The sequence below is a fragment of the Streptomyces sp. NPDC022910 genome, from assembly GCF_055561075.1.
This window is the reverse complement of the sequence record NZ_JBVHHL010000022.1, coordinates 22,305-35,248: the sequence shown is the minus strand read 5'-3', so window position 1 is coordinate 35,248 and position 12,944 is coordinate 22,305. Positions and strand designations below refer to the sequence as shown.

The window sequence follows — 12,944 nt, the reverse complement described above, 5'->3', positions numbered from 1 at the left end:
AGCGTTGAGGGACAGGTCATGCGACAGCCCCAGGGATCCAGACCGTGAAAGCAGGCGCAGCGCGAACGGCGGCGTTCTCCCGGCCGGCGGCCGCCCCGCCCACGCAGACCGACGGGCCGTTCGTGACGGAACTGCGCGATCTGAAGGAACGTACCGGGCTCAGCCTCGCGGCCCTGGCCGCGCGCACCCCGTACAGCAAATCCGCCTGGCACCGGTATCTCAACGGTGTTCAGCGGCCTCCCAGCTCGGCGGTGGAGGCGCTGGCGCGGCTCGCCAACGCCGACCCCGCCCCCGTACTGGCGCTGTGGGAGACGGCCGAACGCCCACCGGCCGTGGGCGCGTCCTCGTACGACGACGGACCCGCGCGGCGGCCTGTCCGGCTCCGCCGGCTGCCGCTGTCGGCGCTCGTCCTGATCGTCACCGTGACCGCCGTGGCCGTCACCCTCGTCACGGCCCACCGCTCCGGTGCGCCCGCCGGGCGGCAGGTGACGGCATCCCCCCGGTGCCGGGGCGCCTCCTGCCAGGGGCAGCTGCCCGACGTCTCCGCCTGCGACCGGGACGCGCAGACCAAGAACACGGTCCGGGCCGCCTCCTATGCGGTGCGGCTGGAGTACTCCCCGTCCTGCGGCGCGGCCTGGGCCGAGGTCGAGGCGCGAGCGTCGGACGCCCGCGTCATCTCCGTCCGCTCGGGGCGGGACGTGCTGTCCGCGGCGTACCCGGGAGACGGTTCCGACGGCACGGCGAGCCCCATGCTCGCCGTGTCCTCGCCCGAAGGTGTGGAGGCGTGTGCCGAGGTGGACGGCAAGCTGGCGTGCACCGGCCTGGACGTGCGGTCGGCCGGGGAGCGCTGAGCGGATGATCTCACCGGGGGCGGTCGACCGGAGTGCTCCACGTCAGCACTCTTCACCTGACGAATGTCCTACATGTTGTAGGGTTTGGCTCGTCCGTCCGCCGGTCGGTATCGGCCGGCGCATCGTCGCCCATCGGGGGAGCTGTGCAGGAGTCGGACGAGCCGTCACCAGAGAGCGGCCCGGTCTTCGAGCGGACGGTGGACCGGGCCCTGGACCTTCCGCGGGTCGCCGCCGCGATCGGTACCGCCGGCGCGGGCCTCCCGCGCGAGCGGCTGCGCGCACAGGCTCTTGAGGCGCGCGACCACCTCGTCGGCGTCGCGGCCGAGGAGTACCGCCACTACCTCGCGCGGCGTGCCGCCGCTCGTGACGAGCGGCCTTCACGCGGCGAGGGCGGGACCGAGGGCGGGTTGCTGCCCGTGCTCGCGGTGCTGGTGCCGAGCCTCGGGGCCGCTGCCACCGGTGTGTTCCTGCTGTGCGGGTTCGGTCTGCGTGCCTTCGCCGTGCGCCCGCACATCGGCGACGGGCTCGTGATGGCCGGGGTGATCGCCGCCGCCGTGACGGCGGGAGCGGCCCTGGGGGACCTCGCCTGGCTCCTGGTGGCCCGCGCGCGAGGCCGCTGCGGACGCGGCGGCGATGATCCCGCCGACCGCGATCCCGAGGTGCGCCGCGCCCGTGAGGACTGGGAGCGTGCCGTACTGGAGCGGGGGCTGGTGCCGTTCCTGCTCGAGCGCGTCGGCTCCGAGCGAGCGGACGGCGGGCGCGGGGACCAGGACCGCGTCGTGGGGGCGGAGGAGAGGACCTAGCCGCCGCGGCTTCCCGTACGGGTGAACGGTCCGCAGCCCCCGAGGCGACTCGTCTTTGCCGGACTCCTACCTTGGTGAGGCCCCCGTTACCCCTACGAAATGTAGGGTGTCGGCGTGTGGGAGAACTGAGGGCAGACTGTCCAGCCGCCCATGTCAGCTTCCGTCCACGCCGGTCGCTCCGGCCTCTCGTTAAGGTGAGTCATCGCGGTGCCCGCACAGCAACAACCACCGATCCGCCAGCAGCGCGACCGGCGCCCGCAGGATCCGGCCGGGGAACGCCCGGCCCCGCTCGCGCGCCTGCGCCCGGCGGCGGCCGTCGCCACGGTCTGGTACCTGAGGCTGCAGGCCGTGCTGAACATCGTGGCGGTCCTCTCGCTGCCCTTCCGTGAAGAGGTCCACGAGCACAACGTCGGTGAGTTCTTCACTCCCTACCTGGCCACCGCCGGACTCGTCTCGGCGGCCCTCGCGCTGTTCCTCGCCCTGGTGATGCGCCGCCGCAAACGGGCCGCGTGGATCTTCAACATGCTGCTGGCGGGTCCGCTGTTCGCGCTCTACGTGCTCGCACTGACCCAGGACGCCTACCGCCGGCACGCCTTCAACTGGATCTCGGCCCTGCTCACCGGCCTGTTCGTGGCCGCGCTGCTGCTCGGCCGCAAGGAGTTCCGGGCCGTGGGCGACCGCTCCAACCCGCGGCTCGCGCTCATCGTCGGGGCGGCGGGAATCCTGGTCAGCGGTGGCATCGGCACGCTGCTGGTGGACGCCACCAACAAGGTCTCCGGAGCCACCCTGACGGACAAGATCGCGTACACGCTGTTGCGCGGCGTCAGTGTCGGCCCGCTCGCCGACCGCATCGACGCCGTGCACGCGCCGCGCTGGGTGGACATCACCATCAACGTCCTGATCGCGATCGCCTTCCTCCTGGTCCTGTACGCCTGCTTCCGTGCGCCCCGCGGCCGGGAACTCCTCGGCGAGGACGACGAACGCAGGCTGCGCGCCCTGCTCGCCAAACACGGTGAGCGGGACTCCCTCGGCTACTTCGCGCTGCGCCGCGACAAGGCCGTCATCTGGTCCCCGAGCGGCAAGGCCGCCATCACCTACCGCGTGGTCGGCGGCGTCACCCTGGCCGCCGGTGACCCGATCGGCGACCCCGAGGCCTGGCCCGGAGCCATCGAGGAGTGGCTTGAGGAGGCCCGGCGCCACGCCTGGACGCCCGCCGTCATGGGTGCCGGCGAGGAGGCCGGGACCATTTACGCCCGCCATGGCCTGGACGCCCTCGAACTGGGCGACGAGGCGATCGTGGAGGTCGCCGACTTCAGCCTGGAGGGCCGGGCGATGCGGGTCGTGCGCCAGGCGCACAACCGTGTCCGCCGAGCCGGGTACACGGTGCGGATCCGCCGCCACGGGGACATCCCCGAGTCCGAGATGGCCACTCTGATAGAGAAGGCCGACCACTGGCGCGACGGCGGCAGCGAGCGCGGCTTCTCCATGGCGCTGGGCCGCCTCGGCGACCCCGCCGACGACTGCTGCATGATGCTGGAGTGCCGTGACAGCGACCGCGAACCCCGGGCCCTGCTCAGCTTCGTCCCCTGGGGTGAGAAGGGCCTCTCCCTCGACCTGATGCGGCGCGACCGCGGCTGCGAGAACGGCCTGATGGAGTTCATGGTCATCGAGCTGCTGCTGCGCGCCCGCGAACTCGGCATCGAGCGGGTGTCGCTCAACTTCGCCATGTTCCGTGCCGTCTTCGAACGTGGCTCGCGCCTGGGTGCCGGCCCCGTCCTGCGGCTGTGGCGCTCGGTGCTGACCTTCTTCTCCCGCTGGTGGCAGATCGAGTCGCTCTACCGCGCCAACGCCAAGTACCGGCCCGTGTGGGAGCCGCGCTTCCTGCTGTTCGAAAAGAGCAGCGACATCCCGCGCATCGGGATCGCCAGCGCCCGCGCCGAGGGCTTCCTGACCGTCCCGAGGCTGCCGTCCCTCTTCGGACGGCGGCACACCCCGGCCGCGCAGGGGCCGCCGCGCCTGGCGTACGGGAAGAGTCAATGAGCGGGTACCGCAAGAGTCATTGAGCGGCAAAGTCCCGGGTCCGTGGTGAGACATCGCACCCGGGACGACGTAGAGGAGAGGGAAGCCCCCTGCGCCGCCCCTCCCGGAGGTACCCGCCCGTGACGATCGTCAAAGCACCCCCGGCCCCGGCCGACCGGCGCCACGGCGACGAGGAGGCCGAGCAGGGCCGGCAGTTCACCTCCTCCCATGGCCTGATCCTGCTGCTGCTTCTGCTGGTCGTCGGACAGGGACCGATTCGGCGGGCGCTGGGCGCGCCGGTGATGCAGAGCTGGATGACCGTCTTCCTCGCCGTGGTCGTCCAGGCCCTGCCCTTCCTCGTTTTTGGCGTCCTGCTCTCGGCGGCCCTCGCGGTGTTCGTCCCGCCGTCGTTCTTCGCCCGTGCGCTGCCGAAGCGGCCCGCCCTCGCGGTGCCGGTCGCAGGGGTGGCCGGGGCGGTTCTGCCCGGCTGTGAATGTGCATCGGTGCCCGTCGCCGGGGCTCTGGTGCGCCGGGGCGTCACGCCCGCGGCGGCGCTGGCCTTCCTGTTGTCCGCTCCCGCGATCAACCCGATCGTGCTGACCGCCACGGCAGTCGCGTTCCCGCGCAACCCGGAGATGGTCCTCGGCCGGTTCGTGGCGAGCCTGCTGGTGGCGTGCGCGATGGGCTGGCTGTGGCAGCGTCTCGGCCGCACCGACTGGCTCCGGCCACCGGCCCGCGCCTCGTACGAGGGCCAGAGCAAGGGCGCCGCGTTCTGGGACTCCGTACGGCACGACGTGATGCACGCGGGAGGCTTCCTGGTCGTCGGCGCCATGGCCGCGGCCACCCTCAAGGCCGTGACGCCGGCGAGCTGGCTGCGTACGGCGGCCGGCAATCCGGCGGTCGCGATCCTCGCGCTGTCGGTCCTCGCGGTGCTGCTGTCGATCTGCTCCGAGGCGGACGCGTTCGTGGCCGCGTCGCTGTCGCAGTTCTCGCTCACGGCCCGGCTGGCGTTCCTGGTGGTGGGACCGATGATCGACCTGAAGCTGTTCGCGATGCAGGCCGGCACGTTCGGCCGTTCCTTCGCGCTGCGGTTCGCGCCCGCCACGTTCGTGCTCGCGATCCTGGTGTCGGTCCTGGTCGGGGCGGTGCTGGTGTGAACCGTCAGGCACAAGCGGCCGTGCTGTTCCTGGTGGGCGGGGCGATGCTGCACGCCGGCACCACCAGCCTGTACCTGCGCTATGTCAAGGCCGGCCTGCAGCCGCTGCTCCTGGCCGCCGGTACCGTACTGGTCATGGCGGCCGCCGCCACCGCCTGGTACGAACTGCGCAGGGCGCGGGCGGTCCGGCGGCAGCGAGGCGCGGGGGAGACGCGCGACGGGCACGGCGACGACCATGGCGCTGTCCCGGGTGGGCACGACGGTCACGGTCACCGCGAGCCCCGTATCTCCTGGCTCCTCGTGCTGCCCCTGTTCGCCCTCATCCTGGTCGCCCCGCCCGCGCTCGGCTCCTACAGCGCCCTGCGCACCGGCACGGCGCTCCAGCCGCCACTGGCCTATCCGGCCCTGCCGCCCGGCGATCCGGTCCGGCTCAGCCTGGTGGACTACGCGGGCCGCGCGGCGTACGGGCACGGGCGCTCCCTCGGCGACCGCAAGGTCGAGATCACGGGGTTCGTCGCCCTCGACCACGGCGGTACGCCCTACCTCGTGCGCATGGCCCTCAACTGCTGCGCCGCCGACGCCCAGCCGGTCAAGATCGGCCTGGCCGGAAAGCTGCCGCCCGTCCTGCAGCCCGACTCCTGGCTCGACGTCACCGGCACCTTCACCGGCAGGCGCGTCAAGGACCCGGTCAACGGCGGGATCATCCCGTTCATCGACGTCGCCCAGGCCAAGCCGGTCCCGACCCCCAAGGACCCGTACGACGAGAGCTGGAACCAGTAAGGGCGGGCCCACGCGGCCCATGGAGCGTGCCCGGCAGACCGGCGGCGCCCGGAGCGGGTCAGTGGCCGGGTGCCCGCACCCCGTCCAGTGCCACGTTCAGCACCCGGTCCCGCTGCGCGTCGTCGAGGAAGTTCGTCGCCGTGATCCCGGCGACCATGCGCAGCAGGTCGTCGAAGCCGATGTCCGTACGGGCCTCGCCCGCCTTCTGAGCCCGCTCGAACAAGGGGCCGCCCGCCTGGTACATGGACTCCCGGCAGGCCAGGAAGATGTCCGACTCGTCGTCCAACGCCTCGCGGATCGCCCGCTTGGTCACCGTGTAGTCCACGAAGCGGCGCAGCCATGAGGTGAGCGCCTCCCACGGCTCCAGTTCCGCGACCTCCCGGGCCACCCGGCACAGATCGTTCACCTCTCCCGCGTACACGCTCTCGAAGAGATGGCGGCGGGTGGGGAAGTTCCGGTACAGCGTGCCGATACCGACGCCGGCGCGGCGGGCGATGTCCTCCAGGGAGGCCTCAGCGCCGTGCTCCGCGAAGGCCTCGCGCGCCGCGGTGATGAGGGCGTCGTAGTTGCGGGCGGCGTCCTTCCGGTGCGGCCGCTGGGACGCGACGATCTCGCTGACGGGGAACGGCTGAGCCGTCACTACTGCCTCCCTGGCCGGAACGAGGTTGAAGCGGAGGTTCACCTCCGGTACAGTGGAGGCGTACCTCCACTTTAGCAGTCGGGGTGCGCTCGCCGTGGACGCGTGGGGCCACACGCGTCGCCGACGGCCTCGTACCACCTTCGACCCGACCACGGGCCCCGCGCAGTCCGCATCTCCCGTTCCCCCATCCGCTTCGCGACCGCTCGCCGCGGTCGTCGGCGTGCTTCGCGCTGCCCGCAGCGCGACCGAGTCCGTACGACCTCGGCCGGATGACCTCGGCCGCACCCTGTTCGCATTCTGTTCGGAGAGGCTTTTGATGCCCCGGAAGTCCACCCGCCTCACCTTCGCGGTCCTCGCGACCGGTGCGGGCGTGTTCGCCATGCTGCAGTCGCTGATCGCGCCGGCCCTGCCGACCGTCCAGCACGCGCTGCACACCTCGCAGTCCACCGCGACCTGGGTGATGACGGCCTATCTGCTGTCCGCCTCGGTCTTCACGCCGATTCTCGGCCGGGTCGGCGACGTCGTCGGCAGGAAGCGCACCCTCGTGGCCGTACTCCTGACCGTGCTGGCCGGCTGTCTGCTCGCCGCGCTCGCGCCGAGCATCGCGGTGCTGATCGTCGCCCGGGTGATCCAGGGGGCCGGCGGAGCGTTGTTCCCGCTGTCCTTCGGCATCATCCGGGACGAGTTCGCCCCGGCCGAGGTGAGCGGCAGCATCAGCAACCTGTCCGCCGTGATCGCCGCCGGCGGCGGCGTCGGCATCGTGGCGGCCGGCCCCATCGTGTCCGCCCTCGACTACCGCTGGCTGTTCTGGATCCCCGTCGCCGTCGTCGCGGTCACCACACTGATCGCCTTCCGGTTCGTGCCCGAGTCGCCGCACCGGGCCGATGGACGTGTCAACTGGCTCGGTGCCGTGCTGCTTTCGGCATGGCTGGTGGCCCTGCTGCTTCCGCTCAGCCAGGCGACGCAATGGGGCTGGGGATCGGCCCGGGTGATAGGCCTGTTCGTCGCCGCGGTGGTGCTCTTCGTGCTGTGGCTGCTGGCCGAGGCGCGCTCCCGCAACCCGCTGATCGACCTGCGCGTGATGCGGCTGCCCGCCGTGTGGACGACCAACGCCGCCGCCCTGCTCTTCGGCGCGGGCATGTACTCCATCTGGTCCTTCCTGCCCGGCTTCGTGCAGACGCCCCGCGCCGCCGGCTACGGCTTCGGCGCGTCCGTCACCGCCTCCGGACTGCTCATGCTGCCGATGCTGGCCGCCATGTTCATCTCGGGTGTCCTCAGCGGTCGTCTGGAGCCTGTGCTGGGAGCCAAGACGCTGCTCACGGCCGGCGCCGCACTCGGCGCCGTGGCGCTGGGCATCCTCACCCTCTGGCACGACCAGCAGTGGCAGGTGGCCCTCGTCGCGGGCGTGTTCGGCTTCGGGATCGGACTGGCCTTCGCCTCGATGGCCAACTTGATCGTCGGCAGCGTCCCGGCCGAGCAGACCGGTGCCGCGACCGGCATGAACGCCAACATCCGGACGATCGGCGGCTCCATCGGCGCCGCGGTCACCAGCGTCCTGGTGACCGGCCGGTTGCAGCCCTCGGGCCTGCCCTACGACTCCGGCTACACGCACGGCTTCGGTCTGCTGGCCCTGCTCTGCCTCGGTGCGGCGCTGGCCGCGCTGCTCGTCCCGGCCCGGGGTGCGGGCCGTGTGACCGGCGTGCCGCGCGCCTCGGACGCTCCGGCCCGCCCGGAGCCGGAGGCCGCTGCGCCGGCGGTGCGGGGCTGACCGGCCCCGTTGTCGCAGGCGGACGACGGCGGGTGCCGGTGCCTTGACGGCGCAAGGCGCTCGGCCGTGCCAACTGGAGCCGGAGTCCTGACCGCCGTCACGGCCGCACAGCCGTGGCGGCGGTCAGGGCTTGGTGCCAGGGCGACCGTGTCAGGAGGCCGGTTCGCGGGGCACCGGTGAGCCGCGTGCCGTCGAGGCTCCGGCCGACGCGGAGTCGGTGGCTGCCGTCACGGGGGTGCGGGGCTGAGGTCCCGCGGCTGTCGGAAGCGGACGACGGCGGGTGTCGGGGTCCCCGAGGGCGGGTGGCCGCGTCAGGCGGCCCGTTCGGGCGGCTGGTCCCGGCCCGGGGTGCGGGCGCGCCCCCGGCCTGGCGGTCCGTGTGCCGTCGAGGCTCCTGGCCCGTGCGGGGTCGGAGGGACGACGGTGGGTGTCGGTGTCCTTACGGTGGATGGTGTTGGGCCGACGACGTGCCCGGAGGTGGAGCCCTGACAGCCGTGGCGGCGGTCAGGGCTCGGTGTCAGGCGGCCAGTTCGCGTGCGTGTTCGACCGCGGCGCCGGCGGCCGTGTGGAGCACCGGGCCGTGGCCGGGGAGAAGGATGTCGGCGTCCAGCTTTTCGAGGGCGGTCAGGGAGCCGAGGGCACGGGCCCGGTCGCGGTGGAACATCCGGGGCAGCAGCTGCGGCCCGCGCCGACGGGACGTCGGATGCCCGCTGACCAGCGCGTCGCCCGTGATCAGGATTCCCGCGTCGGGCAGGTGGTAGGCGCAGTGCCCGTCCGTGTGACCGGGAGTGAGGACCGGAACCGGACGGCCGGGGACGTCGAGCGGGCCCTCCTCGGCGAAGGACTGCGGTTCGACGACCGGGACGTGCGCCGTTCCGCCCGCGCGCAGGGCGTGCACGGCCCAGGGGAGGACCCCGGGACGCCAGCCGTTGGCCAGGACCTGGCCGACCGAGACCTGGTGCAGGAACTCCCGCCGTGCGTGCGGCAGTTCCGCCTTGTGCATCAGGACGGGCGTCCCGTGGGTGCGGCGCAGATGCTCCGCCGCGCCTATGTGGTCGTTGTGCGCGTGCGTGATCAGCACGGCCGTCACCGCGCCCGGGGCGACACCGACCGAAGCCAGTGACGCGAGGAGGCGTTCGCGGTCCCTGGGATAGCCCGTGTCGACGAGGGTCGCGGTGTCGCCCTCCTTGACGATCACCCAGTTGGTGCTGCTCCCCGGCACGAGGTACACATCGGAGCCGACCTCGACGATGCTGTCGTTGGGCATGGATCACCGGATCTTCTTCAGGGCCTCGAAGGGCGGAACGCTCTCAGCACTCGGTGCGGACGCCTCTCACGGCGTCGCCGGGCCCATCTTCTCGCAACCGTGTGCCGAGCCCGTCCGGGCCCCCTGGGAAACCGGTCACCCCGCCACGTGCCGAGCGGGACGTTCGCGCACGACCTCGCTGGCGCTCTTGTCGTCCCGCAGCCCGAGGAAGCGCGGATGGCGCAGCATGCCGTCCTTGGTCCACTCCGTGAACGCGATCTGTGCCACCGGTTCGGGCCGCACCCAGTGAGCGCCCCTCTCGCGTACCGGTTCGGCGAAGGGCGAAGTGACGGTCGCCAGTTCGTCGAGACGGGCGCGGAGGCCGAGCAGGGTGCGGCGGTCGAAACCGGTGCCGACCTTGCCGGCGTAGCGGAGCCGGCCGTCCTCGTAGTAGCCCACCAGCAGGGCACCGAACCCGACGCGGCTGCCGGCCGGTTCGGTGAAGCCGCCGATGACGAACTCCTGGCTCAGCGAGCACTTGAGCTTGAGCCAGTCCGTGGAACGGCGTGGCTGGTACGTGCTCCCGGCACGCTTGGCGATCAGCCCCTCCCAGCCGCGGGCGCAGGACTGGGCCAGCAGTTCGGCGCCGCCCTCATTGCGGTGGGTCGTCAGCCGTAGCGGGGCCCGGTAGGTGAGGGCGCGGCGCAGCAGCGACTTGCGCGTGCGCAGCGGCAGTCGCCGGGTGTCCGTACCCTCCAGTCGCAGCAGGTCGAAGAGGTAGTACGTCACGGCGACCCCGCTCGCCTCGATGTCCCGGAGCCGGGTCAGCCCCATGCGCTGCTGGAGCCGGGAAAAGTCGGTGCGGCCCTCGGAGAACGCGACGATCTCGCCGTCGACGGTGAAATCCGTGCAGTCCTGGGCGGTGAGCGCGTCGACGATTTCCGGATAGGTGTCGTTCATGCGCCGCCCCGAGCGGGAGAGCAGGACCACCCGGTCGCCCTCGCGCACCGCCAGCGCACGGATGCCGTCCAGCTTCCGCTCGAAGATCCACTCGCCGCCACGGGAGAAGTCCCGTCTGTCGCTCAGTGTGGCCAGCATGGGGCGCGCGGCGAGTTCCACGCCCGGACGCGCCGCGACGAGGAGCCGGCGCTGCTCGGCGGGGAGCGTGTCCAGAAGACCGCTCATCGGCCGCTCACCCCTCGCGGCCGTCCGAGGCGACCTGGGCAAGGGTGCGTCCGCTGGACACCGACCGGGCACGGCGGGGGTCCGGTGTCCCGTGCCCGCCGGACCGGGCGTGGCCCGTCTTCACCAGCAGCCAGGCCTCGTCCTCGCCGCTCCCCCTCCCGTCCCGGAAGCGGGTGAGGGCGTACTCCCCGCGCAGCTTCGACCCGTTCAGCCGGAACGTGGCGTGCCCGCGCTCCAGCGCCTCCTCGAAGGGCACGGGCCGCCCGCGCCGGTCGTGGCTCAGCGGTCGGTACGTGCCGCGGTCCCAGACGATCACGGTGCCGCCCCCGTACTCGCCCTGAGGAATGACGCCCTCGAAGTCCGAGTACTCCAGGGGGTGGTCCTCGGTGGGCACGGCGAGCCGCTTGTCACCGGGATCGGTGGAGGGGCCCTTGGGGATGGACCAGGACTTGAGCACGTCGCCGACCTGGAGCCGGAAGTCGAAGTGCAGGGTGCTCGCGTCGTGGATCTGCACCACGAAACGGGGCTCCGAGTCGGCGGACACCCCCGTGCCCCGGGGCTCGCCGGTCCGGTCGAAGTCCCGTTTGCCGCGATACTCCCGCAGTCGATCGCTGCCACCCACGTCCGGCTCCTTTCCGCCGACCGGTCGTCACGGTTCCCGCCGTCTTCTGCGGCACGGGTACCCCATCGGCCGTGATGACCACGCGCACGGCACGGCACGGCGCGGGGTGGGCCGGTCCGGACGTCCGTCACGCGGGTGAGGCGTCCCGGTCGGCGCCCGGCCCGGTCCCGGTGGCGATGTGCTGCAGAGCGGCGGTGAGCCGGGCCAGGTCATGGGCGGTCACTCTCCGGGCCATGACGCGGCGACGGACGAACAGGCGGTGGAGGAGTTCTGGCCCTACTACCAGAGCACCATCCGGAAGGTGGCCGGGCAACGCGGATTCCGCGTCCCCACCTTCGACCAGTTCATGCAGGACGTCGGCCCCGACGGTGCCCTGTACGTAGGATCGCCCGACACCGTGGCGCGGAAGATCGCCGCCACGCTCCGGACACTGGGCGCGACCCGCTTCGACCTGAAGTACGGGATGAACGGGCTGCCGCACGAGGCACTCATGGACTGCATCGAACTCTTCGGCACGAAGGTGGCGCCTCAGGTGCGCGACATGATGGCCGCCTGAGGACTCGGGGGGCTCGCGCGCAGAGCGGGTAGGCTCGCGAGCATGCGGATCTCCGTTTCCTCGGACATGGACGAGCCCGTCGCCCGGAGCCTCGTCGCCCAACTGCGCGGCCGCGGCCACGAGGTGGTGACGCACGGCGCGCTGCGTCCCGGGGACGACCCCCAATGGGCGGCGTGCTCGGAGGCCGCCGCCCGCGAGGTCGCCGAGGGCAGGTCGGACCAGGCGGTCGTGTGCTGCTGGACCGGCACGGGCGCTTCGATCGCCGCCAACAAGGTGCCCGGTGTACGGGCGGCCCTGTGCACGGACGCGTACACGGCGGACGGCGCACGTCGCTGGAACGACGCCAACGTACTGGCACTCAGCCTGCGGCTGACATCCGAGCCACTGCTGAACGAGATCCTCGACGCCTGGTTCGCCGCCGAGGCCAGCGAGGACCCCGAGGACCGGCAGAACGTGACCCGTGTCGGTCGGCTGGACCTCGGCAGGACGGTTCCGTAGGCCGCGCCGGACGTCTCGTCCGGCGAGCTCCCGGTCAGTGGCCCGCCACCAGCTCCGCGACCGGCTCCAGCACCTCATTGCGGGCCGGCGCCGCCGCACGGTCCCGAACGCTCCACAGCCACAGCACGTCCCGCCCGAACGACCACACCAGGGACGCCAGCGCCAGCGCGACGATCCCCGCCGTGGTCGCGTACGGCAGCAACCCGGACCCGGCCACCAGCAGGGCTATGCCCTGCAACGCGGCCACCGTCTTGCGCGCCATGCTGGGCGGCAGCTCGCCGTTCAGCCACGGCAGCACCTTGGCCGCCGCCACGAACACGTATCGCATCCCGCCGATCAGCAGCACCCAAGGGCCCAGCGACATCGACACGTACACGCTCAGCACCAGAATCAGGAACGCGTCGACCTCCATGTCGAAGCGTGCGCCCAGCGCGGTCGAGGTGCCCGTGCGGCGCGCCACCTTGCCGTCCACGCCGTCCAGTATCAGCGCCACCGCCGTCAGCCCCACGAAGACCGTCACCGGCGGCGAGCTCTCGAAGGAGTCCGCGACCAGCGCAGTGACGCCGCCCACCAGGATCGCCCGCCCCAGCGTCACCCGGTTGGCCGGGCCGAAGGAGCGCAATCGGGAGCGGAGCACAGCGCGGGTGAGAACGGCCCAGGTGGCGAGTGCGAACGCCAGACCCGTCAGCCAGCCGGCCGGGCCCATGCCGATCGCCGTGCCCAGCAAGGTCAGCAGCAGCACCTGCACGCCCGCCCCCACGGTCGTCTCCTGCTGCAACAGCCTCGCGTCGTATGTGTGGTTCAGGGCCACCGCTCACCC

Annotated in this window: 13 protein-coding genes; 8 read left to right on the top strand and 5 right to left on the bottom strand. The window is 72.3% G+C overall.

What is annotated here, in order from left to right; genetic code table 11:
* Nucleotides 1–44: 44 nt before the first annotated feature.
* The 5 genes from ACZ3TS_RS21590 to ACZ3TS_RS21570 all read left to right on the top strand — a co-directional run bounded on the left by ACZ3TS_RS21590 (nucleotide 45) and on the right by ACZ3TS_RS21570 (nucleotide 5,609).
* Nucleotides 45–851: a helix-turn-helix domain-containing protein gene (locus ACZ3TS_RS21590; RefSeq protein ID WP_467620167.1), complete on the top strand. Its 807-nt coding sequence runs from the start codon at nucleotides 45–47 to the stop codon at nucleotides 849–851.
* 143 nt (nucleotides 852–994) lie between these two features.
* The gene (locus ACZ3TS_RS21585) at nucleotides 995–1,654 is read left to right on the top strand and encodes a hypothetical protein (RefSeq protein WP_467620165.1); all 660 of its coding nucleotides are present in this window, start codon (nucleotides 995–997) and stop codon (nucleotides 1,652–1,654) included.
* Nucleotides 1,655–1,861: 207 nt separating this feature from the next.
* Entirely contained in the window at nucleotides 1,862–3,694 is a 1,833-nt protein-coding gene (locus ACZ3TS_RS21580; RefSeq protein WP_467620162.1) for a phosphatidylglycerol lysyltransferase domain-containing protein, read from the top strand.
* 119 nt (nucleotides 3,695–3,813) lie between these two features.
* The gene (locus tag ACZ3TS_RS21575; protein ID WP_467620160.1) at nucleotides 3,814–4,830 is read left to right on the top strand and encodes a permease; all 1,017 of its coding nucleotides are present in this window, start codon (nucleotides 3,814–3,816) and stop codon (nucleotides 4,828–4,830) included.
* Nucleotides 4,827–5,609: a TIGR03943 family putative permease subunit gene (locus tag ACZ3TS_RS21570; protein WP_467620159.1), complete on the top strand. Its 783-nt coding sequence runs from the start codon at nucleotides 4,827–4,829 to the stop codon at nucleotides 5,607–5,609. The genes ACZ3TS_RS21575 and ACZ3TS_RS21570 overlap by 4 nt, the downstream gene beginning before the upstream one ends.
* A gap of 58 nt (nucleotides 5,610–5,667) precedes the next feature.
* On the opposite strand, the gene ACZ3TS_RS21565 is transcribed toward ACZ3TS_RS21570, so the two are convergent.
* The gene (locus ACZ3TS_RS21565; RefSeq protein WP_467620156.1) at nucleotides 5,668–6,249 is read right to left on the bottom strand and encodes a TetR/AcrR family transcriptional regulator; all 582 of its coding nucleotides are present in this window, start codon (nucleotides 6,247–6,249) and stop codon (nucleotides 5,668–5,670) included.
* A 316-nt stretch (nucleotides 6,250–6,565) separates the two neighbouring features.
* Here ACZ3TS_RS21565 and ACZ3TS_RS21560 point away from each other — a divergent pair, with 316 nt between their 5' ends.
* Nucleotides 6,566–8,017 (top strand): MFS transporter, encoded by a 1,452-nt coding sequence (locus ACZ3TS_RS21560; RefSeq protein WP_467620154.1) that lies wholly within the window; start codon nucleotides 6,566–6,568, stop codon nucleotides 8,015–8,017.
* Between the two features lie 517 nt (nucleotides 8,018–8,534).
* Here the strand turns inward: ACZ3TS_RS21560 and ACZ3TS_RS21555 are convergent.
* From ACZ3TS_RS21555 to ACZ3TS_RS21545, 3 genes are all read right to left on the bottom strand, one after another.
* The gene (locus ACZ3TS_RS21555; RefSeq protein ID WP_467620152.1) at nucleotides 8,535–9,284 is read right to left on the bottom strand and encodes an MBL fold metallo-hydrolase; all 750 of its coding nucleotides are present in this window, start codon (nucleotides 9,282–9,284) and stop codon (nucleotides 8,535–8,537) included.
* 135 nt (nucleotides 9,285–9,419) lie between these two features.
* On the bottom strand, nucleotides 9,420–10,448 hold the full coding sequence (ligD, locus tag ACZ3TS_RS21550) for a non-homologous end-joining DNA ligase (RefSeq protein WP_467620150.1): 1,029 nt from the start codon (nucleotides 10,446–10,448) through the stop codon (nucleotides 9,420–9,422).
* A gap of 7 nt (nucleotides 10,449–10,455) precedes the next feature.
* Entirely contained in the window at nucleotides 10,456–11,070 is a 615-nt protein-coding gene (locus ACZ3TS_RS21545) for a DNA polymerase ligase N-terminal domain-containing protein (protein WP_467620149.1), read from the bottom strand.
* Nucleotides 11,071–11,248: 178 nt separating this feature from the next.
* Here ACZ3TS_RS21545 and ACZ3TS_RS21540 point away from each other — a divergent pair, with 178 nt between their 5' ends.
* Both ACZ3TS_RS21540 and ACZ3TS_RS21535 read left to right on the top strand, forming a co-directional pair.
* A complete protein-coding gene (locus ACZ3TS_RS21540; RefSeq protein WP_467620147.1) occupies nucleotides 11,249–11,626 on the top strand; it encodes a hypothetical protein in 378 nt (125 codons plus the stop codon).
* A gap of 42 nt (nucleotides 11,627–11,668) precedes the next feature.
* A complete protein-coding gene (locus ACZ3TS_RS21535; RefSeq protein WP_467620146.1) occupies nucleotides 11,669–12,124 on the top strand; it encodes an RpiB/LacA/LacB family sugar-phosphate isomerase in 456 nt (151 codons plus the stop codon).
* A gap of 34 nt (nucleotides 12,125–12,158) precedes the next feature.
* Here ACZ3TS_RS21535 and ACZ3TS_RS21530 read toward each other — a convergent pair whose 3' ends face one another.
* A complete protein-coding gene (locus tag ACZ3TS_RS21530) occupies nucleotides 12,159–12,935 on the bottom strand; it encodes a CDP-alcohol phosphatidyltransferase family protein (RefSeq protein ID WP_467620145.1) in 777 nt (258 codons plus the stop codon).
* Nucleotides 12,936–12,944: the final 9 nt, after the last annotated feature.

Coding starts and splice junctions, on each gene's coding strand:
- ACZ3TS_RS21560 (WP_467620154.1), top strand. CDS start 6,566: ATGCCCCGGAAGTCCACCCGCCTCACCTTCGCGGTCCTCGCGACCGGT.
- ACZ3TS_RS21555 (WP_467620152.1), bottom strand. CDS start 9,284: ATGCCCAACGACAGCATCGTCGAGGTCGGCTCCGATGTGTACCTCGTG.
- ligD (WP_467620150.1), bottom strand. CDS start 10,448: ATGAGCGGTCTTCTGGACACGCTCCCCGCCGAGCAGCGCCGGCTCCTC.
- ACZ3TS_RS21535 (WP_467620146.1), top strand. CDS start 11,669: ATGCGGATCTCCGTTTCCTCGGACATGGACGAGCCCGTCGCCCGGAGC.